Genomic DNA, 19392 nt, shown 5'->3' with positions numbered 1-19392 from the left:
GTACTATCGTCGATTGTTCGCTGTCTCACGTTTCCGGCCAGGCCCGATGCTTATCCTAGACACGATGCGGGGCACCTGCCGCATCCTCTCAAACCGGATGACGGCGGGTGCCCCACAACAAAGTTCCTTATGCTCCGCGCAGGTAAACCGTGGTGGTATGCGTGAAGAATTCCTTGGCAGCGCCACCCTGTTCCTTCGGGCCGTATCCACTCTTTTTGGCCCCGCCAAACGGAACGTGCGGATCTGCACCGGCCGATTCGGAATTCACATGCAAAATGCCCACGTCAATACGTTCCATCGCGGCCAGTGCCTTGGAAAGATCCTGTGTGAACAGTGCACAGCTCAGACCGTATTCGGAGTCATTCGCCGCTGCGAAGGCGTCCTGCGTGGTGGTGACCCTGCGCACCGCTAATACCGGGCCGAAGAACTCCTCACGCCAGGCGTTGTTCTCTCCGTTCGGCAACTCCAAGACCGTCGGGGCCACGAAGGCATCACCGAGGCCAGCAACATCACCTTCAAAGCGAACCGTTGCGCCGGCAGCGATCGATGCGGCAATGCCGGCACGAATTTCCTGCGCCGCCGAGACCGAGACCACCGGTCCCATCTGCACTGAGGGATCGGTCGGTTCCCCGGTCTTCCACTCGGTGAGGCGTTCGTGCAACCGGGCCATGAAGGCATCGGCGATGCCCTCCTGCACGATGAGCCGCGAGGTGGCTGTGCACTTCTGCCCGGTGGAGCGGAAGGCCCCGAACAGTACCTGTTCCACGGCGAGCTCAAGGTCCGCGTCATCGAGCACCACCGAGGCATTCTTACCGCCCATTTCCGCTTGGATCGGAACACCCAGGCCAGCTGCGGTGGCCGCGAGCTTTCTGCCCACACCCGTGGAGCCGGTGAAAGTGAGCCCGTCCAAATCCGGGTGGTTCACGATCTCATTGCCCAGCGTTCCGGAGCCGATCACCAGATTCAGCACACCCTGCGGCAGGCCTGCCTCGACCAATGCCTGAGCCAGCCGCATCGCCAGCAGCGGCACGGTGGATGCCGGCTTCCACACCACGGTATTGCCGAAGACCAGCGCCGGGGCGATCTTCCAAGCCGGAATTGCGATGGGGAAGTTGAACGGGGTGATGACACCCACGACGCCCAATGGCTTGCGAGTGACCATGATCGTTTCACCGCGGCGCGGAGAGGAAAACACTTCCCCAGCCAGCCGGTCACCCTCGGCCGCATAGTAGTTAAGGATCTGGGCCGCGCGCAGCACCTCACCCTTGCCTTCCACTGCGGTCTTGCCTTCCTCACGGGCCAGTTCATGGCCCCAGGCATCTGCGTTGTTGATGATGATGCCCGCCGCGCGCGCTAGGTACGATCCACGTTCGGCCATCGGCGTTGCAGCCCAATCCGCTGCTGCCGCGCGTGCGGCAGCCATGGCGGTGCGCACGTCCGCCTCGGTGGCGGTGCCGCCGGCGGCAACCACCGTTGAGGGATTGGCAGGAGAACTGGATTCCAGTTCCTTGCCCGAGCCCTCGATCCATTGCCCGTTAATGAGCAGACGGAGTGAAACGGTGTCGATGTGCGTCATGGTTTCGGTCATCTCTTGCCTCTCGAAACGTTGGGGGTGCGTGTTTAGCGGAAGGCCGGGACGCCGGTGAGCTTATTGCCCAAGATCAGCGTGTGGACCTCATCCGTACCCTCGTAGGTGCGTACCGATTCCAGGTTGTTGGCGTGGCGCAACGGCGAGTACTCCAGGGTGATGCCGTTGCCGCCCAGGATGGTCCGGGCCTCGCGGGCGATCTTGATGGCCTCGCGGCAGTTGTTCAGCTTACCCACCGAGATCTGGTGCAAATCTAGGGTGCCCGCATCCTTCATCCGTCCGATGTGCAGGGCCAGCAGGTAGCCCTTGTTGATCTCCAACGCCATGTCCACGAGCTTCTGCTGGGTCATCTGGTAGCCGGCCAACGGCTTATCGAACTGCATACGGGTCTTGGAATAAGCCAGAGCATCCTCAAAGGAATCACGCGCGGCACCCATGGCACCCCAAATGATGCCATAACGAGCCTCGTTCAGGCAGGAGAACGGGCCTTTAAGCCCCACCACGTTTGGCAGCACCGCGTCGGAGGGAAGACGCACGTCGGTCAGCTCGATCTCGCACTGGATGGAGGCGCGCATCGAGAGCTTGGGCTCGATCGGGGTCGCCTTGAATCCTGCGGTTTGGGTGGGGACCACAAAGCCTCGAATCCCCTCGTCGGTCTGTGCCCAGATCACTGCGACCTGAGCGACGTTAGCCAGCCCAATCCAGCGCTTGGTGCCGTTGATGACCCAGTCATCCCCGTCCCTGCGGGCAAAGGTCTTCATCGCGGAGGGATCCGAACCAGCCGTGGGCTCCGTCAGACCGAAGCAACCAATGGCCTCGCCCGCCGCCATCTTCGGCAGCCATTCCTGTTTCTGCTCCTCCGAACCGTGCTTGTAGATCGCGCTCATGGCCAGTGATCCCTGCACGGAAACGAAGGTGCGCAACCCCGAGTCCCCGGCTTCAAGTTCGGAGCCGGCCAATCCATACTCCACCGCGGTTCCGCCGCCGCAGCCGTAGCCCTTCAGATGCATGCCGAGCAGGCCCAGCTTGCCCATTTCCGGGACGATTTCCAGCGGGAAGACCGCGTCGGCGTACCAGGCGGCGATGTTCGGCTTGATGGCCTCGTTCACGAAGGTACGAACCTTGGAGCGCAGCGCGAGTTCCTTTTCGGTGAGCAGCGCATCAAAGTTGATCAAATCTGCCGGGTCCAGCTGGTGGGTTTCGTGGTCATGGATGGTGAGGGTCATGGTGTTCTCCAAAAAAGTTCGGGGGGGGTGATGGGCGAAGGAGGGGTTCTAGTTGGCGGCGTCGGTGATGGCCTGGGCCAGCACCGCGAGCCCGTCGCGCAGTAGTTCCTCGCCGATGACCAGCGGAGGAAGCAGGCGCACGACGTTGCCGTGGGTGCCGCAGGTCAGGGTCAGTACACCTGCGGCGTGGCAAGCGGCGGAGATTTCCTTGGCCTTATCCGCGCGTGGGGTCAGGGTTCCGGCGTCGGCCAGTTCGATGGCGAGCATGGCGCCGCGGCCACGAACCTCGGCCACAATGGCGGTGGAGGAAAGCAGCGGTTCAAGGATTTCGCGTGCGACCTCCTCGATACGGCGGGCGTTGGCCAGCAAGGAACCGTCCTGGAACTGCTCGAAGACCGCCAGTGCTGCCTCGCAGGCCAGCGGGTTTCCGGCGTAGGTGCCGCCCAGTCCCCCGGCGTGCGGCGCGTTCATCAGCTCGGTGCGTCCGGTGACAGCGGAGAGTGGAACCCCGTTGGCCAGTGCCTTGGCGGTAAGGATCAGGTCCCCCGCAACGCCCTCGTGCTCGGAGGCAAAGAGGGCGCCGGTGCGGCCCATGCCGGCCTGAATTTCGTCGATGACCAGCACGATGCCGTACTTGTCGGCCAGTTTGCGCAGACCGGGGATGAAGCCGGCGGCCGGGACGATGAAGCCACCCTCACCCTGGATCGGCTCGATGACCATGGCGGCGAAGGAATCTGCGCCGTGTTCCAGGATGGTGGCTTCAACGGATTCCAGCGCTGCGGCGGCTCCGGATTCAAGTCCCTCTGCGGGGCGCAGCGGGTTGGCCGAGGCGGCACGGATGATCTCTGCCGGAAGCGGTCCGAAGTTCAGTTTGTACGGGTTGACCTTGGCGGTCATCGCCATGGTGAGCAGTGAGCGGCCGTGGTAGGCCTCGTCGAAGACCAGCACGTTGGGTCGGCCGGTGGCGGCACGGGCGATCTTGATGGCGTTTTCCACGGCTTCGGCGCCGGTGGAGAACAGCCCGGTGCGCTTGTCGAAGTCGCCCGGGGTGTTGGCGTTGAGCCAGGCACAGACCTGCGTGAAGGATTCGTATTCGGTGACCATGAAGCAGGTGTGGGTGAAGGCGTTGAGCTGTGCCGACACGCGTTCGGCGACGCGCTTGTTGCTGGCACCGAGTGAGGTCACGGCGATGCCGGAGGCGAAGTCGATGAGTCGGTTGCCGTCAACATCCTCGATGATGCCACCATCGGCACGGGCCACGAAGACCGGCAGGGTGATGCCGAAGCCGTTGGTCACGTGAGCGATGCGTTCGGCGTGTAGTGCGGTGGAGCGCGGGCCGGGGATGGAGGTGGCGAGGTGGCGGGTCTGCGGGAGCGTCTCGGCGTCGACGGCCAGAAGTGTTTCGGTCATGGGCTAAACGTTAGGCGAGAGAGTGACACGCGTCATTGGATGATCCGCCCAAGTTGCCCCTTGATGTTGGATAATTCAACCTATGATCTCCTTGTTGCAATTAGGCGCCGAGCTCGGCCAAGAGCTTTTGCCATGCCCCGGGGCCGAATTCAGCGCTAAACCAGTAACCGGTGTTCACATCTCCGAGTTGGAGGATCCCACCGCGTTTTTAGACGGCGGCGAGCTGTTGCTGACCACTGGCATGCCCTTCACCAAGTCGGCTGCGCTCTCGCTGGCATATATGAAGCGGCTCGGGGAAAAGGACATTCGTGCCGTGGGTCTAGGTCTGGGCCCGTGGCTGAATCAGGTACCCGGGCACGTGCTGGTCGCCAGCCGCGCGGCGGGAATCGAGCTGGTGATCGTCCCGGACGGGGTGCCATTTCAGCACGTCTCGCGTGCCTACTGGCGCCTGTCCACCCGGGACGACACCACGAATCTCATGGATTCATTGGGCACACAAACGGCACTGGCCAGGGCCGCTATGCGCCCAGATGCCACCAGCGCCGTGGTGCGCGGCCTCGCTCAGGCGCTCGGCGGCTGGGCAGCCTACCTTCCCGCTGATGCCGGAACCGAAACCGTGTGGCCCACCTCCGCAGGATCTCTGGTGGCTGACCTGCGGGCCGAGTCAATGCGCTTTAACAAGGCAGGTGTCCCCTCGGCCGCGACGTTCGAGCTGCACGGGCAGCCGGTAGTGCTTTATCCGATCCTGCTCGGCGCTCGGATCCACGGGTTCCTCTGTATTGGTTCGGGGCGGACGCTCACCAAGGCCGATCGACAAATCATCATGACCGTCTCCACGCTGTTAGCCCTGCGGGCCAGACAACGCGAGGTAGTTGTTGGCACCACCAATGCCTTGGGTGCTGCCACCACCAAATTGCTCTTGCATGGGCAAACCGAGGCCGCACACATGGTGGCAGAAGACGTGGGACTCCCCGAGCTTCCCACCAGAGTTCGACTGCTGGGCATCCGACTGTCCACCGGTGATGACCCTGTTATGGCGGCGCGTGCTGCGGTTCGGTTGGCAGCAGATCCTGGCCTGCCGGATCTGGGCGCCACGGTTGATGCCTGCGTACTACGACACGTCCAGGATTCGATCCTCTACCTCGTGCTGCCAGCCTCCGGGATCGGCAACAGGCCGAAGGTAGGAGGTGAATCGCTGGAACAAGACGCCTTGCTGGGGATTTCGCCCCCCGGCGACCACGAAGTCTCCGGGTCGCTGGCAGCGGCCCTGGGCGACCTGGTGAGCCTGGGAGAAATCCCGGGCAACCTTGCGGTATTGCGCCGTGCCGTACTCCAGGCCCCCGACGGCCGTCTGGTTGCCGTGGGCGCCAGCGATGACGCCAAGGCCGCGGGCTGGGTGCGATTGCTGGCAGGCTATCCGCGTGCCGATCTGCTGGGCACGGTGCGGGCCTACCTCGGGGCTCGCGGCACCTGGGAAGATGCGGCGCGAGCCCTAGGCATCCACCGCAATTCCCTGCGCCATCGGATCTCGGTGGCTACCACGCTCATCGGAGTGGACTTAGATGACCCGGATGTCGCAGCGCACCTTTGGCTGGCCATGCGCGACGGCGAATTAGGAACGAGGCAGCGCTAGAGTCACAAATTCTTCAAGTGACTCGACATCGCTGCTCAGCCAGGCGCGGATAAGTTCGCTATGTTCCCCCAGTTGCGGCGGCGCTTCGCTGCGAACGGCAAACTCCGGGGTCCACGTGATCGGATGACGCACCTGGGTTCCTACCGTCTCCCCCGCCGAGTTGTGCACCTCGATCGTGGGTTTCAGCCCCAACGTTTTGGCGTATTCCAACCCCTCATCGATGCCCGCAACTTTGCCAGCGGGCACCCCCACCGCGGTGAATCGTGTCTGCCAGTTGGCACCCGTATCCTCGCGCAGTGCCTGCTCGAGCAGTGGAATCAGCAACTCGCGGTGACTCACTCGTGCTGTATTCGTGGCGAATCGTGGATCTTCGGCGAGCGTGTCCTGTCCGATTTCGGTGCAGAGCTTGGCAAACTGTCGATCATTGCCGCAGGCCACCGCCACCGAACCGTCAGCGCAGGCAAGCAGCTGGTAGGGCACGATCGAGGGGTGCGCGTTGCCCATTCGTTGGGCGACCTTTCCGGCGCCTAGATAGGCCTGACCCTGGTTGGCCAAGGCACCTTGCAGGCTGGAGAGCAGGTTGACTTCCACGTGGGCTCCGGCGCCGGAGGCATTGCGGGCATGTAATGCGGCAAGCACTCCGATGGTGGCATCCTTGGCTGTGAGGACATCCACCAGGGCCACCCCTGCCTTCATCGCTTCGCCCTCGGCATCCCCGGTAATGGACATCAATCCACCCAGCGCCTGAACGATGAAGTCATATCCGGGCAGCTGCGCCCCCTCAGCCGAGCCGAACCCGGAGATGGATGCGTAGATTACCCCGGGGTTCAGTGTGCTGACTTCCCCGTAACCCAGACCCAATTTGTCCATTCCCCCAGTGAGGAAGTTCTCGACCACAATGTCCGCACGCACCGCCAATTCACGGGCAGCATGACGGTCGGTTGGATCGCTCAGGTCCAGGGTCAGTGATTGCTTATTACGATTCACCGATTCGAAGTAGGTGGATCCGGTGGCGGAGAACGGAGGCCCCCAACTGCGGGTGTCATCCCCGATGCCGGGACGTTCGACCTTGATGACGGTGGCCCCTAAATCGGCTAGCGTCATGGTGCACAACGGTCCAGCAAGAACCCTGGAGAAATCAGCAACGGTAATTCCCGCGAGGGGGCCAGTGGTACTCATCGTGTCGTTTCCTCCGTGGCCTTTTCGACCTGTAGGTTACTTTCGCGTCCCACCGGTTGATTTCCGGCGTTGGCTGCTTTCTTGTCTTTGGCCCGCAGGGCCAGTCGGTTCAGCAGTTCTTCTTCGGCATTAATGCCAGGGACCACACCGCGTGGGATTCGGATCAGGAACAGCATGCCCATTCCCCACCACGCGGCAAAAAGGATCCATGGCTGAATGTTGATGGCGGCCGGCATCCCCGGTAGGTAGAGGCTGACCAATCCCAGGCACAAGATCACCGAGGCGACCCCAATGACTTGCCCGAAGTTCCCCTTGCCACCGATGCGCAGCGGGCGTTCCATCATGGGTTCGCGGCGACGAAGGATTACAAATGCCACCCCGACCAGCAGGTAGGCGATCACGATGGATGGCGACCCGGAGTCGACCAGCCAACCGAGCATCGCCGAACCGAAGAACGGTGCGATTATCGAAAGCCCACCGATGAAGAGCAAAGCGTTCACCGGGGTTCCATATTTAGGGTGCAACTTGGCGAACCATGCCGGGAGCATGCCAGATCCTGCCATGGCGTACAGCAGTCGTGAGGCGCCCATGAGCAGAGAATTCCATGAGGTGAGGATGCCGGCGATACCACCGCAGATAAGTACCTTGGCCATCACATCGGAATTGAAGAGCGCGCCCATGGCGTCGGCGGTGGCCAGCTCGGAGCCGGCCAGTGCACCCTGTCCCATGCCGGAAGCCGTAGCCAGAATGACCATGACGTACCAGGCAGTGGCGATGAGTACGGCGATCACCACGTATTTGCCGATGCGCCGCGGCTCGATGTCACATTCCTCCGCGGATTGCGGGATGACGTCAAAGCCGACAAACATGAACGGGACGATGATCATCACGCCAAAGAATCCGGCCACGCCGTTAGTGAAGAAGGGTTCCATGTTCTCGGTGTTACCTGCGCTGAAGGAACCGAACAGCAGGACCGCACCGATGGCGAAGAGGAAGAGCACCACAAACGTTTGTACAACGCCTGCGGTCTTGATGCCGCGGATATTGATCGCGGTGATGACGACCCCACCCAGTACCCCGACCAGCGCCCACGTCAGATACACCTCGGATCCGGCAACGTCCCACAACTTAATGTGGTTCAGGTTCGGGAAGAGGTACAGCACGGATTTCGGCAAGGCCACCGCTTCGAACGCGACGATGGTGATGTAGCCGCCAACAATGGCCCACGATCCGGCGAATGACCATCGGGCTCCCATGGCTCGAAGCAGGTAGTTGTGCTCACCACCGGCCTTGGGCATGGCCGCCACCAGCTCGGCATAGGTCAAACCGACAACGGCCATGATCCCGCCGCCCACGATCATGGCCAGGGTCGCACCCAGAGGTCCGGCTGTGGTGATCCAGTCGCCGGTCAGCACCACCCAACCGAAGCCGATCATGGCTCCGACGCCGATGGCGAGGGTATCCCAACGTCCTAGGACCTTCTTGAGTTTCGGTGCTGCGCTGGCGGAGTGCTCTTGGCTACTGGTCATCGCGGTTCCTTCCGTATGAACGACGTTGCTCACACTACGGAAGAATGGTGACTGACATCTCGGATGATTCGTCTAAGGCGTTGGATGATACATCCGATTCGGTAATCGAGGGACCTAAGGCAAGGCTCCTTTTGGCCGAACAAAAAGGCCCTCGCTGTCAAGGATTTCCCTTACCAGCGAGGGCCTCAGCGGCGCTTCGTGATCGTTTCTAAATGGTTCGGCGCAAAGGAACTTCCTTGATGAATAAGATGCAGATCAGGGCCACAAAGGCGACCGCTGCGGAGGTCATAAAGACCACGCCCGTGGCATCGCCGAAGGCCGTTTCGTACATGGAACGCACGGCCGGTGGCATGCTGCTGAGGTTGAGTGAGGCTCCCCCGGCAGCCCCGGCGGACCCATCGGGGGAGATCAGGTGAGCGGCCACCAAAGCGTCGGTGAGCAGCCGACTCACCTTGTCCGAAAGCATCGCGCCAAGCACAGCCACACCTGCAGCGCCACCGACCGAACGGAAGAAGGCGACAGAGGAACTTGCCGTGCCAATATCCGTCACCTTCACGGTGTTCTGCACCGCGAGGACGAGGTTTTGCATCATGAAGCCCATACCCACACCGTTAAAGAACATGCCGGTGGCGAGGATCCAGTAGTTGGTGTCATGCGCCATGGTGCCAAGCAGAACCAACGCTCCAACGTTGAGAATGGCCCCGATCACCAAGAAGATTTTCCATCGTCCCAGTCGCGAAATGAGCTGACCGGAGAAGACCGAGCCAAACAGGTTGCCGGCAATCATTGGCAAGGTCATGACCCCGGCGATGGTCGGAGTGGCTTCGCGGGCGACCTGGAAATACTGGCCGAGGAAGGCCCCGGTACCGAACATGGCAACACCGATGGAGATGGAGGCAATGATCGCCAGTGCGGTAGTTCGGGTCGCAATAATCCGCAGCGGGATGACCGGCTCGGGTACCCTACCCTCCACCCAGATCAGCAGCGCGATCAGCGCCAGTGAGCCACCCACCATCAGGTATGTCTGCCAAGAATTTCCTTCAAAGTAGCCCTCCTTGCCGACGTAGGAGACCCAGATCAGTAGCGTTGACACCGAAATCGTCACCAGGATCGCGCCCGCCCAGTCGATGTATACCTTGCGGGCAATGTGGGCGATGTGCAGAGTCTTGTGGATCATCACCATGGAAATGATAGCGATCGGGACCCCGATGAAGAAGGTCCAGCGCCAGCCCAGGGGCGAGTCGACAATCAAGCCACCCAATAGCGGACCACCAGCGGTGGCCGCCGCCATGACCCCACCGAAGTAGCCGGAGTACCGTCCACGTTCACGCGGCGGGATGACCGTGCCGATCACTGCCATGCCCATGGCGGTGAGCCCGCCCATTCCGATGCCTTGAATGACGCGTGCGCTCATGAGCATGGGGATATTGATGGCAAAGCCTGCCAACAATGAGCCGAAAATGAAGATGATGATGCCCACCTGCAGCAACTTCTTCTTGTCGAAGAGGTCAGCTAGTTTGCCCCAGATCGGGGTTGTTGCGGCGTTGGCCAAGAGTGCGGCGGTAATGACCCAGTTGAAATCGGTCTGCGTTCCATCGAGCGCATCCATGATCGTCGGCAAGGCAATAGAAACGATGGTCGAAGCCAGCATGGCCGCGAAGAACGAGGCCAGAACGCCAGTGATGGAACGCAAGACCTCCTTCTGGCTCATTTGTGGCTTGTCCGCGGTGCGTTCACGCACTTCTGTGGACTCCGGGTTCGATTCAGTCATTGCTGTTCTCCTCTGGGCCGGTTGCAGCCTTGGTGTTTTTGGTCGCCATCGATTCCAAGCCGGCACGGAGCACGGTTTGAATCGAGTTGACGGTTTCCGCGGCATCCGAAATTTCTGCTTCGTTCCAGTCGTTGAGCAATTCGGAGAGCACAAGGACACGACGCTCATAGGCCTGCTGAATTTCGTCACTGCCATTGGAAGTCAGCGAGATCAGCTGGGCACGAGCATCGGTGGGACTCGGAGCCCGCACCAGAAGTCCGGAGTTTTCCAGCTCAGCCACCTGCCGGCTCATGGCAGCGGGCCCAATGCCAACCCACTGTGCAATGTCGGTGGCGCGGGTTGGCTGATGGCGTTGGACATAGGCCAGCACCCCCAAAGCGGCAAACCCCACCGAGTGCTTGCCTTCGCCAGCTTGCTCCACACATCGCAGGGTGCGCTTAAGCGCCATCAGGCTTTCGACAAGTTCCAATGTTGGTGTTTCACCGCGTGACAACGGATCGCGCTCCTTCGAAAATTTAGTTGACCAAGGCTAATGTTGCCTAAAGCAACCATATTTGTGAATTAGTTGCCCCGTCAAACTATTTTCGTGTATCTCACACCCGGACTAGGCTGGTGGATCGTGAGCACCCATGAATTCAGCGCCCCGGAAACCGTCCTAGCCGCACGGCTGATGTCCATCGCCGTTGACGCTGCCCGAGAAGCCGCACCGCTCCTGCGCGAAGCATTTCGCCAAGACATGGACCTCGAAAATAAGACCAACCCCCACGACGTGGTGACGGCCTTCGACCGGCGCAGCGAAGAGCTCATCCGTGGCCATCTCCTGACGGCAGAAGCGGATTCGTGGGTGCTGGGCGAAGAAGGCGGAAGCACCGGCGAAGGGTCCATCCAATGGATCGTTGACCCCATCGACGGCACCAGCAATTTCAAACACGGGATCGCGTTCTTCTGCATTTCCATTGCCGCCGCGCGCGATGGACGATTGCTGGCGGCAGTGGTACTGGACCCGATCACCGGTGAGGAGTTTTCTGCCGACGCCCAGCATGCGTACCTGAACGGCAGTATTTTGAGCCCAGCCCCACGTCCCGATCAGCATCATGCAAACATCATGAGCGACTATCCCTCGGCGGAAGCACTGGAGATCGACGGCGATGCGGGGTTGAAAGAATTCGGCACCTGGGTGACCGCATTTGCAACGGTTCGCCGGAAGGTATCGGCGGCATTGGCTCTTGCCCATGTCGCGGCGGGGTGGTGTGATGCCACCATCGGCTTCGACACTAAGCCGTGGGATGTGTCGGCCGGCGCGCTGCTGGTGCGCCGTGCGGGTGGAAGTTATATGGGGCGCAGCTATGACGATTTGCTCCGGCCCGACCATGAGGCCCCATGTTTTGTGGCCCTGGGACCTGGCGCGAACTATCCGGTGCTGGAGGACTCGATCTCACGGATCATGGCATCGCGCCGTGCCCGAGGCTACGGAATCTAGTCAGTCCGTTTTGCCGGCGCTGAGTTCCTCGGGGAAATCAATGTCTTCCATCTGGTGCACCAAAACGTCGCTGAGCTCGCAGGTTGCCATTTGGTAGGGGCCCGTCGCGGTGTCTTGGATCAACAGGTTTCCGGCCGAGTCATTGATGCGGCAACTCACTGTTTCGATCTCACCGGTCGGATTAGTGATCGACATACCGCCAAAGAGTGTTAATGCCTCAACCATCTGGCTAAATGGCCCGTTTTGCATGGTTATTCCATCCGGGCCGCCGTCGACTCCCGTTCGCATGTTCACCTTGTACTCCGCGGTTCCGTCTGCGGTAAATTCATAGGTTTGCGTGTTCTGGGCAACGGAGATCAGCGTCGAAAAAAGGATGGTGTATAGCACCGAGACCAGCAACCCGAACGTTCCTGTGACTAGAGCTGTAATGCTGTATCCCCGGCGCCGGTACCGTTGCGCAATCCCGATGATGCCCAGCACCATCGCCACCGGACCCAGCACATAAGCAACGAAGCCAAGGAACGGAACCAGCGAAATTGCTGCGGCAGTTATACCGACAATCATGGCAAAAATTGTCATCCCATGGCTGCGCGGCGGGGACTGCTGACCCCCATTGGGGTAGTAACCATACGCAGGATATTGGCCGGGATAGGAGCCCGGATACGGCTGCTGCCCCGGGGAGTATTGCCCCGGGTACTGCTGCTGACCCGCAGTGTACTGCCCTTGATATCCGCTTGGTGCAGACCACGATTGTTGGTTCGGATCTCCACCCGGGCGGGTATACGGGTCAGACATGAAACTCCTGGGGGCTCAGAGGACGGCGCGACAATAACCAGCCACCGTTCACCAATGAAAATACCCCTTCGGACAAGATGCGCGCAATTACCTCGATTAGTCTGATCCGTCAGCCAGTCGATAGGACGACCCATCTGGCTGGCGCAGCACTACGCCGTAGTCCACCAGATAGCGCCGGAGAAGTACCGGATCATCAGCAATTTCTCCGAGTTTTACCGTCAGTTCGGCCTCGGTGAGATGCTCCCCGTGGCCCATCACGCGCCCTGAGATCAAGCGCAGCAACGAAACACGTTCTTCGTGATTTTTGGGGTAGCGATCCAGCCGTCCCTGTGCATCAAAAAAGCGCTGTTGGCCAACTCGCGGTTCCGTCCTTGCGCCGTGGGCCAACAGCCGCGCGAAGATGCCATGATCAAGGACACCTTCGCTATCAATGAGCCGAGCCTTGCGCAGATTGGCATCAGCCTTAGCCGCACGTTCCGGCCGCAAATCACTTTCCAGACCCAAAACTTGCTGGGCATAAAAACGCCGGGTCTCCTCGTTAGCCAAGGCCCCGAATATCTGGCGCCAGTCGCCGCTGACTTGTTCTTCCGAATCGTTCATCGTCGTTCCCCTCGTATTTCCCGTTTCTTCGTCCTACCCTGAGGACATGGCTAATCTATTTCACCGAAATTCGCAGGCCACCGTGCACCACCACGGAGGCGGTTCGATCATCCTTGGCGGCGTCTTGGCTGCGTTGCTCTTCGCAACATTCGCTATTTTCCTCATGACGTCCCAAGGCACATGGGAACCGATGATTATCGGTTTCACGTTCAGTATCTCGGCCGTCCTTTTTGGGTTGGTCTATCACTACACCCACTAAATAACGTCCGCTTCTCGAGCCACAAATGTCCCGCAAGTACGTGTGGCGAGCACATGGGTGGCTCGATCTATGACCGCGCATCGACCCCGCCAGCGTGCCTACCAGCGGCCCTGCCACTGAAGAGGCAGCCGCCGAGGAACGTTCCTTCGAGGGCGCGGTAGCCGTGGAAACCGCCGCCACCGAACCCAGCCGCTTCACCCGCTGCATACAGTCCCGGAATCGGTTCACCCGCGAAATCAAGCACACGCGAATCCAGATCGGTCTGAATGCCGCCGAGCGACTTGCGGGTCAAGATCCGTAGTCGAACGGCAATCAGCCCGCCACCCTTGGGATCCAGGAGCCGATGTGGTTTTACGCTGCGCACCAGTTTGTCTCCGAGGTAACGCCTGGCCGAGTTGATCGCCGCAAGCTGGCCGTCCTTGCCAAAGGCGTTCTCCACCGCCCCGTCTCTGGCCGCGACTACGGAGGCTACCGATGCCGGATCCAACAGGTTCTCTCCACTGAGCTCGTTCATTTTGGTGACAAGTTCATCCAGCGTGTCACTCTGGATGAAGTCCTCGCCCCGATCGAGGAATGCCTGGACCGGACCGGGGACATCCACGCGCGCCCTCGCGAGCACCGCACGGATATCTTTGCCGGTGAGATCGGGATTCTGCTCGGAACCGGAGAGCGCAAATTCCTTGCCAATAATGCGTCGGTTCAGAATGAACCAGCTGTAGTCGTATCCGGTGCCGCGGAGGTGTTCTAGGGTGCCCAAGGTATCAAAGCCCGGCCAGAGCGGGTCAGGCAGGCGCTTGCCAGTGGCATCGAGCCACAGTGAACTAGGGCCCGGAAGGATCCTGATGCCGTGTCGTTCCCACACCGGATCCCAGTTGGCGATCCCTTCGGTGTAGTGCCACATTCGGTCTCCATTAATCAGCCGGGCACCCGCTTTTTGGGCAATGTCCAGGCCTCGCCCATCAACGTGTGCGGGAACCCCTGCAACCATCGATTCGGGAGCGGTTCCTAACCGTGCCGGCCATGCAGCGCGGACCTTTTCGAGGTTTCCACCGATACCACCGGTGGCCACGATGACAGACGGGGCAAAGAACTCGAAGTTCGCCACTTTGATCCGGTTACTGGCCTTTCCACGTTCGGCGTTGTCATCCTGGAGTATTGTTCCGCGCACCCCGCTGACGTGCCCATCCGCTAGGACCAGGTCATCAAGTTGGTGTCGCCAAAGCATGGTGAGCTGCCCCTTGGCCTCGGCCACCCTAGCGGCACGGATAAAGGGTTCAAGCAGACCCGGCCCCGTTCCCCAGGTGATGTGGAATCGTGGTACCGAGTTTCCCGGGCCTTGCGCCCCGGCGCCGCCGCGCTCGGCCCAGCCCACCACAGGGAAGAACCTCACGCCGCGTTGATGCAGCCATTCGCGCTTTTCCCCGGCGGCCCAAGTGACATACGCCCTCGCCCATTTCCGGGCCCAGTCATCTTCGCTTCGATCAAATCCTGCGGTGTTCTCCCAGTCCTGTTGGGCAAGCTCTAGGGAATCCTTAACACCCAAGCGGCGTTGTTCTGGCGAATCAACGAGGAAGATCCCGCCAAAGGACCAATGGGCTTGGCCACCCAGGTTGGCCTCGGATTCTTGGTCTATCAGGATCACTCGTGCCCCCGACGCGGTGGCTTCGGTGGCCGCCACGAGGCCGGCCAAGCCAGCGCCAACAACGATGACATCGAAGAGCTGCGAGTGCGGGGTTTTCGACATAAAACCACACTAACCCACGTGTCCCAGGACACATCGTCAGCAACGCCCCGACTAAATGCCCCGCCAGCGTCAAGACTCTGGCCGTGTTAACGTTCAAAGGTGCATACAGTCGAACGCGGAACAGGGACTCCCCTCTTGCTGATTCATGGATTTTGCGTGGATCATCGCCTGTTGCTGGGACTCGACCCGGTATTTGAATCACATGGGTCATGGCGCCGGATCTACGTGGATCTGCCGGGCATGGGAGCATCGGTGGCTGGAGCCGAAATCCGCAGTACCGATGACGTCGCAGCCGAGCTGGTGGCCTTTGTCCGGGCCACGTTCGGAAGCCAAAAATTTGCGGTGCTCGGCCATTCTTTTGGCGGGATGCTCGCCAGGCATCTCGTAGCTGAGTTCGGCGATCAAATCATGGGAATGGCGCTGCTCTGCGCGGTGGTGGTTGCCGATAAAGCTCGCCGAGTCTTGCCACCGGCAACAGTTTTGCAACGGGATTCCGCGTTGTTAGCATCTCTGGATCCGGATGATGCCAGCGCCTACGCGGAGTTGGCTGTTCTCCAGAATCAGGAGAATTGGGCGAGATTCCGCGACGGTGCGCTTCCCGGATTGCGCGCATTTGATCGATCGGCCATCGGCCGGATTGCCGGAAATTATTCGTTGTCATGCGAGCCAGAGCAACGAGTCAGCAATTACTCCGGCCCGACGCTCATCATAACCGGGCGCCAAGATCATGTGGTTGGTTTCGAGGACCAACAGCGGCTGGCTAGTTGCTATGCAGACGCCACCGTGCGAGTGCTTGAGGAAGCGGGCCACAACGCGCACCTTGATCAGCCCGATGCCACCGGTGCGGAGCTAATGCAGTGGTTAAACCGTATTCGGCAAGCAGTTTCAGACCGCACACCGGGAAGCGCCTCGGGCCAATAAACGCCTCGCGCAGCGGCAATCAAAGGACGGATGAGGCCCGTGCTGCTCGCGCCTTGCCGACGGACCCGAACCGGGAAAAGTTCTTTTCGCCCGCTTCTCCCCACACCACTAGAACGCGCAACAGCTCATCTCCCGTGTTACGCAGATCGTGTTGGATCCCGGCAGGGGCCAGCACACTGTCACCGATGCTCAGCTCGTGCACCGTGTCACCCACGTGCATGCTGGCGCTTCCAGCAAGGACGAGGTAAAACTCCTCAAGTGCCAACTCGTGAGATTCGTGGGCGTGCATCCCCTCGTACCCACCGGGTTCAATTTCCCACGTTTGGATCGCGACGGGCATTTTCATCTCATCAACAAAATGGAATTGCATCTTCGTCCCGCTGCCCTCATGCAGCCGGTGCCCAAAGGTGTAAGCGCCTCGCGGTTCAAACATCAGAATGTCCCTCATCTTCAGTCGATACGATTCACGATCCTAAGCTGCCGATGCGCCCAACCGCGTGCTGATCTTCCGCGCTGTCTTCACACAGGCAGTGCCAAGTTCGGCAAGTTGTTCTTTCGAGACCCGGTAATACGGGGCGGCAATCATGGCGCAGGCAACTACCGCTCCGCGATGGTCGAAGATTGGGGCTGCCACCCCGACTTCCTCACTGGAGGTTTCCCCGTGGTTTGCCGCGAAACCGTCTCGGCGCACCATCTCTAGTCGTTTCAGGTAGGCGGCACGTGCGGAAGCAGTGTCCGTGGGCAGCACCACCGATCCGGCTTCCAATAACGCCGCCGCACGTGCCGGCTGTTCATGGGCCAAAAAGACCTGCACGGAAGCACTGAGCGCGGTGTTGTACCGGCTGCCCATCACCGAGGTGTGTTTGACCAAATGAATGCTGGGGATCTGCTCGACCGATACCGATTCGGCGCCATCCCAGATGGTCAGCACCGCGGTTTCACCGGTCTGCGCGGCCAGCTGTTCCAGGAACGGGAAGGAGGTACGGCGAACATCAAGATTGGCAAGCAATGGGCCGGCTATCGCGATCAGTCCCAATCCCAAAGCGTACTTCCGGGTCGCCTCGTCGCGGGCCACGATGCGTTCCTGCTCGAGGGTCGCCAGGATGCGCGAAATACTCGACTTGTGCAGCCCCACCTGAGCGGCGATTTCAGTGACACCCAACAGCGGGTTCTCCACGGTAAAGCAACGCAATACATCAATGACGTTGACAATCACCGAGGCACCACGCTGCTCGGTCGCGGGGGCGGGGATAGTGGTGGTGGCAGCCATGGTGGCATCTCTCCATTGGGTGTTGAGTGCTGGTAGTCGTGTTTACTGTTGTACGGTATCGCGCCGCGACGTTCGCCGGGCGCGTTTAGTTCTCTTCGACGCCGATGTCTTCGTTCCAAAGAGCGGGGTACTCGGTGATAAAGCTTTCCATGAGTGCGGTGGCCTTCGGATCGTCGATGACCACGACATCCACACCGCGGGACCGCAGCAGTTCGAGTTCCCCGGGGAAATTCTCGTCCTCCCCCACCACCACGCGCGGGATGCCGAAGAGGATGATCGATCCGGCGCACATGGCGCACGGAGCCAGCGTGGAGTACAGGGTAGTTCCGGCGTAGGAGGCACGGCGCCCGACCTTGCGCAGCGCATCGATTTCCCCATGCGCCGTCGGATCCCCGTTTTGCACTCGGCGGTTGCGGCCGGCCCCCAGCAGCTTCCCGTTCTGAAAGATGCTCGAGCCAATGGGCACTCCGCCCTCTCCTGCACCCAGGCGGGCCTGCTCAAGGGCGATGGCATAGCCGGCGCGGTCGTGTGCGTCCAGGTTCATGGCGTGGGGCTCGATTCTTCGTCGGGTGCGGGAATAGCTACATTAATCGAAAAGGGGCGGTGGTGCGCACGAGTGCACTCCACCGCCCCCATCATGCCAGTTCGGTACTAGGCGTCGATGATGTTGTTTTCCGGACCGAAGCCGAACTTGGTGATGTTCTCCACGCCGCCGTCCTCGCCAATGACCAGGATGTCGTGCTCGCGGTAGCCTCCGGCACCCGGCTCGCCGTCGGCGATGGTGACCATCGGTTCCATGGAGACCACCATGCCCGGCTCCAGGACCGTGTCGATGTCCTCGCGCAGCTCCAGGCCCGCTTCGCGGCCGTAGTAGTGCGAGAGGACGCCGAAGGAGTGGCCGTAGCCGAAGGTGCGGTTTGGCAGCAGGCCGTGGCCGATGAAGATCTCGTTGAGCTCGGCGGCGATGTCCTTGCAGACAGCTCCGGGCTTGATGAGTTCCAGTCCGCGCTTGTGCACCTCGACGTTGGCGTTCCATACCTGCAGCGAGCGCTCGTCCGGCTCTCCGAGGAACAGGGTGCGCTCCAGGGCGGTGTAGTAGCCCGAAGTCATCGGGAAGCAGTTCAGCGAGAGGATGTCGCCGCGCTCCAGCTTGCGGGTCGTGGCCCAGTTGTGTGCGCCGTCGGTGTTGATGCCGGACTGGAACCAGACCCAGGTGTCGCGCACTTCGCGGTGCGGGAAGGTCTTGGCGATTTCGTGGACCATGGCCTCGGTGCCGATCAGGGCGACCTCGTACTCGGTGATGCCCTCGCGGATGGCTGCCTTGATGGCTTCGCCGCCGATATCGCCGATGCGTGCACCGTGCTTGATGACCTCGATTTCCTCGGCGGACTTGATCATGCGCTGGCGCATGGCAGCCTGCGAGACATCCACCAGGGCGACACCCGGGAACGTGTCGGCGATGGCCTGGCGAGTCATGGTCGGCAGGGCGTCATCCTCGATACCGAGTCGCGCTGCCTTCACGCCGTTGCGCTTCAGTGCTTCTTGGAGTCCGTAGTAGAAGTTGTCACGCTTCCAGTCGGTGTAGACAATGTTGTCGCCATAGCTGGTGCGCCATGGCATGCCGGCATCGATGTTCGCGGTGATGGTGGTCGAGCTGTCGGCGGTGACAACCAGCGCGTAGTTGCGACCGAAGGTGGTGTACAAGAAATCGGAGTAGTACTTGATGCCGTGGTAGCTGGTCAGGATGACCGCGTCCAGGTCGTTGGCGGCCATGATCTGGCGCAGGCCGGTCAGACGACGCTCGAATTCTGCGTCGGAGAACGTGAGCTGCTGCTTGGTCCCGTTGTGCAGGGTCTTCAGGCGCTCGAGTTCGGAAACGTTGGTGGCGCTGTTCGCGGTGGTGGTCAAGGTATTGACTCCTTAGAAGTAATCAGGTGGCAATGCAGACCGGCCCAATCAAAAGGATTGCGTGGATTCTTGGGAACCG

The 19392-nt window shown here is 60.9% G+C and carries 18 protein-coding genes; 4 read left to right on the top strand and 14 right to left on the bottom strand.

The genetic code is table 11. From position 1 onward, the window contains the following. Positions 1 to 127: 127 nt before the first annotated feature. From HED64_RS13365 to HED64_RS13355, 3 genes are read right to left on the bottom strand one after another with little or no spacing between them, the layout of a single operon-like run. Entirely contained in the window at positions 128 to 1588 is a 1461-nt protein-coding gene (locus tag HED64_RS13365; protein WP_210149684.1) for an aldehyde dehydrogenase family protein, read from the bottom strand. A gap of 32 nt (positions 1589 to 1620) precedes the next feature. Beyond that, complete coding sequence (locus HED64_RS13360; protein WP_168152522.1) at positions 1621 to 2814, bottom strand: acyl-CoA dehydrogenase family protein; 1194 nt, start codon at positions 2812 to 2814, stop codon at positions 1621 to 1623. 48 nt (positions 2815 to 2862) lie between these two features. Further along, positions 2863 to 4224 (bottom strand): aminotransferase class III-fold pyridoxal phosphate-dependent enzyme, encoded by a 1362-nt coding sequence (locus tag HED64_RS13355; RefSeq protein WP_168152521.1) that lies wholly within the window; start codon positions 4222 to 4224, stop codon positions 2863 to 2865. Positions 4225 to 4306: 82 nt separating this feature from the next. Between HED64_RS13355 and HED64_RS13350 the strand changes: the two genes are divergently transcribed. Further along, positions 4307 to 5857 carry a PucR family transcriptional regulator gene (locus HED64_RS13350; protein ID WP_168152520.1) on the top strand — a complete coding sequence of 517 codons (1551 nt, stop codon included), beginning with the start codon at positions 4307 to 4309 and terminating at the stop codon, positions 5855 to 5857. On the opposite strand, the gene HED64_RS13345 is transcribed toward HED64_RS13350, so the two are convergent. From HED64_RS13345 to HED64_RS13330, 4 genes are all read right to left on the bottom strand, one after another. Then, on the bottom strand, positions 5837 to 7036 hold the full coding sequence (locus tag HED64_RS13345) for a CaiB/BaiF CoA transferase family protein (protein WP_168152519.1): 1200 nt from the start codon (positions 7034 to 7036) through the stop codon (positions 5837 to 5839). The genes HED64_RS13350 and HED64_RS13345 overlap by 21 nt on opposite strands. Further along, the gene (locus tag HED64_RS13340) at positions 7033 to 8565 is read right to left on the bottom strand and encodes an APC family permease (RefSeq protein WP_168152518.1); all 1533 of its coding nucleotides are present in this window, start codon (positions 8563 to 8565) and stop codon (positions 7033 to 7035) included. The genes HED64_RS13345 and HED64_RS13340 overlap by 4 nt, the downstream gene beginning before the upstream one ends. Before the next feature lie 208 nt (positions 8566 to 8773). Continuing rightward, positions 8774 to 10336, bottom strand: a complete 1563-nt coding sequence (locus HED64_RS13335; protein ID WP_168152517.1) for an MFS transporter — start codon at positions 10334 to 10336, stop codon at positions 8774 to 8776. Further along, entirely contained in the window at positions 10329 to 10829 is a 501-nt protein-coding gene (locus HED64_RS13330) for a MarR family winged helix-turn-helix transcriptional regulator (RefSeq protein ID WP_168152516.1), read from the bottom strand. Before HED64_RS13330 ends, HED64_RS13335 begins: the two co-directional genes overlap by 8 nt. 126 nt (positions 10830 to 10955) lie before the next feature. Here HED64_RS13330 and HED64_RS13325 point away from each other — a divergent pair, with 126 nt between their 5' ends. Beyond that, positions 10956 to 11816, top strand: coding sequence for an inositol monophosphatase family protein (locus tag HED64_RS13325; RefSeq protein ID WP_168152515.1), 861 nt, complete (start codon positions 10956 to 10958; stop codon positions 11814 to 11816). On the opposite strand, the gene HED64_RS13320 is transcribed toward HED64_RS13325, so the two are convergent. Then, a complete protein-coding gene (locus HED64_RS13320) occupies positions 11817 to 12611 on the bottom strand; it encodes a hypothetical protein (protein ID WP_168152514.1) in 795 nt (264 codons plus the stop codon). A 96-nt stretch (positions 12612 to 12707) separates the two neighbouring features. Beyond that, a complete protein-coding gene (locus tag HED64_RS13315) occupies positions 12708 to 13211 on the bottom strand; it encodes a DUF2087 domain-containing protein (RefSeq protein ID WP_168152513.1) in 504 nt (167 codons plus the stop codon). 46 nt (positions 13212 to 13257) lie between these two features. On the opposite strand from HED64_RS13315, the gene HED64_RS13310 reads away from it, so the two are divergent. Continuing rightward, positions 13258 to 13470 (top strand): hypothetical protein, encoded by a 213-nt coding sequence (locus tag HED64_RS13310; protein WP_168152512.1) that lies wholly within the window; start codon positions 13258 to 13260, stop codon positions 13468 to 13470. Between the two features lie 67 nt (positions 13471 to 13537). Here HED64_RS13310 and HED64_RS13305 read toward each other — a convergent pair whose 3' ends face one another. Further along, entirely contained in the window at positions 13538 to 15214 is a 1677-nt protein-coding gene (locus HED64_RS13305) for an FAD-binding dehydrogenase (protein WP_168152511.1), read from the bottom strand. 99 nt (positions 15215 to 15313) lie between these two features. Here HED64_RS13305 and HED64_RS13300 point away from each other — a divergent pair, with 99 nt between their 5' ends. Beyond that, entirely contained in the window at positions 15314 to 16135 is an 822-nt protein-coding gene (locus tag HED64_RS13300; protein WP_342590725.1) for an alpha/beta fold hydrolase, read from the top strand. A gap of 19 nt (positions 16136 to 16154) precedes the next feature. Here HED64_RS13300 and HED64_RS13295 read toward each other — a convergent pair whose 3' ends face one another. The 4 genes from HED64_RS13295 to HED64_RS13280 all read right to left on the bottom strand — a co-directional run bounded on the left by HED64_RS13295 (position 16155) and on the right by HED64_RS13280 (position 19313). Next, positions 16155 to 16568: a cupin domain-containing protein gene (locus HED64_RS13295; protein ID WP_168152509.1), complete on the bottom strand. Its 414-nt coding sequence runs from the start codon at positions 16566 to 16568 to the stop codon at positions 16155 to 16157. A gap of 39 nt (positions 16569 to 16607) precedes the next feature. Next, a complete protein-coding gene (locus HED64_RS13290; protein WP_168152508.1) occupies positions 16608 to 17405 on the bottom strand; it encodes an IclR family transcriptional regulator in 798 nt (265 codons plus the stop codon). Positions 17406 to 17490: 85 nt separating this feature from the next. Next, positions 17491 to 17949 carry a nucleoside deaminase gene (locus HED64_RS13285; protein WP_168152507.1) on the bottom strand — a complete coding sequence of 153 codons (459 nt, stop codon included), beginning with the start codon at positions 17947 to 17949 and terminating at the stop codon, positions 17491 to 17493. Positions 17950 to 18056: 107 nt separating this feature from the next. Next, positions 18057 to 19313: an aminopeptidase P family protein gene (locus HED64_RS13280; RefSeq protein WP_168152506.1), complete on the bottom strand. Its 1257-nt coding sequence runs from the start codon at positions 19311 to 19313 to the stop codon at positions 18057 to 18059. Between the last annotated feature and the right edge of the window lie 79 nt (positions 19314 to 19392).

This window comes from Paeniglutamicibacter terrestris (assembly GCF_012271785.1).
Lineage (GTDB): Bacteria > Actinomycetota > Actinomycetes > Actinomycetales > Micrococcaceae > Paeniglutamicibacter > Paeniglutamicibacter terrestris.
Note: the sequence above shows the minus strand (reverse complement) of the source record. Positions and strands in the feature narration are given on the sequence as shown.

Bases quoted from the DNA above. Each gene is read 5' to 3' on its own strand.
- HED64_RS13345 (WP_168152519.1), bottom strand. From the start codon at position 7,036: ATGAGTACCACTGGCCCCCTCGCGGGAATTACCGTTGCTGATTTCTCC.
- HED64_RS13335 (WP_168152517.1), bottom strand. From the start codon at position 10,336: ATGACTGAATCGAACCCGGAGTCCACAGAAGTGCGTGAACGCACCGCG.
- HED64_RS13340 (WP_168152518.1), bottom strand. From the start codon at position 8,565: ATGACCAGTAGCCAAGAGCACTCCGCCAGCGCAGCACCGAAACTCAAG.
- HED64_RS13320 (WP_168152514.1), bottom strand. From the start codon at position 12,611: ATGTCTGACCCGTATACCCGCCCGGGTGGAGATCCGAACCAACAATCG.
- HED64_RS13360 (WP_168152522.1), bottom strand. From the start codon at position 2,814: ATGACCCTCACCATCCATGACCACGAAACCCACCAGCTGGACCCGGCA.
- HED64_RS13290 (WP_168152508.1), bottom strand. From the start codon at position 17,405: ATGGCTGCCACCACCACTATCCCCGCCCCCGCGACCGAGCAGCGTGGT.
- HED64_RS13315 (WP_168152513.1), bottom strand. From the start codon at position 13,211: ATGAACGATTCGGAAGAACAAGTCAGCGGCGACTGGCGCCAGATATTC.
- HED64_RS13355 (WP_168152521.1), bottom strand. From the start codon at position 4,224: ATGACCGAAACACTTCTGGCCGTCGACGCCGAGACGCTCCCGCAGACC.
- HED64_RS13285 (WP_168152507.1), bottom strand. From the start codon at position 17,949: ATGAACCTGGACGCACACGACCGCGCCGGCTATGCCATCGCCCTTGAG.
- HED64_RS13305 (WP_168152511.1), bottom strand. From the start codon at position 15,214: ATGTCGAAAACCCCGCACTCGCAGCTCTTCGATGTCATCGTTGTTGGC.
- HED64_RS13365 (WP_210149684.1), bottom strand. From the start codon at position 1,588: ATGACCGAAACCATGACGCACATCGACACCGTTTCACTCCGTCTGCTC.
- HED64_RS13310 (WP_168152512.1), top strand. From the start codon at position 13,258: ATGGCTAATCTATTTCACCGAAATTCGCAGGCCACCGTGCACCACCAC.
- HED64_RS13350 (WP_168152520.1), top strand. From the start codon at position 4,307: ATGATCTCCTTGTTGCAATTAGGCGCCGAGCTCGGCCAAGAGCTTTTG.
- HED64_RS13295 (WP_168152509.1), bottom strand. From the start codon at position 16,568: ATGTTTGAACCGCGAGGCGCTTACACCTTTGGGCACCGGCTGCATGAG.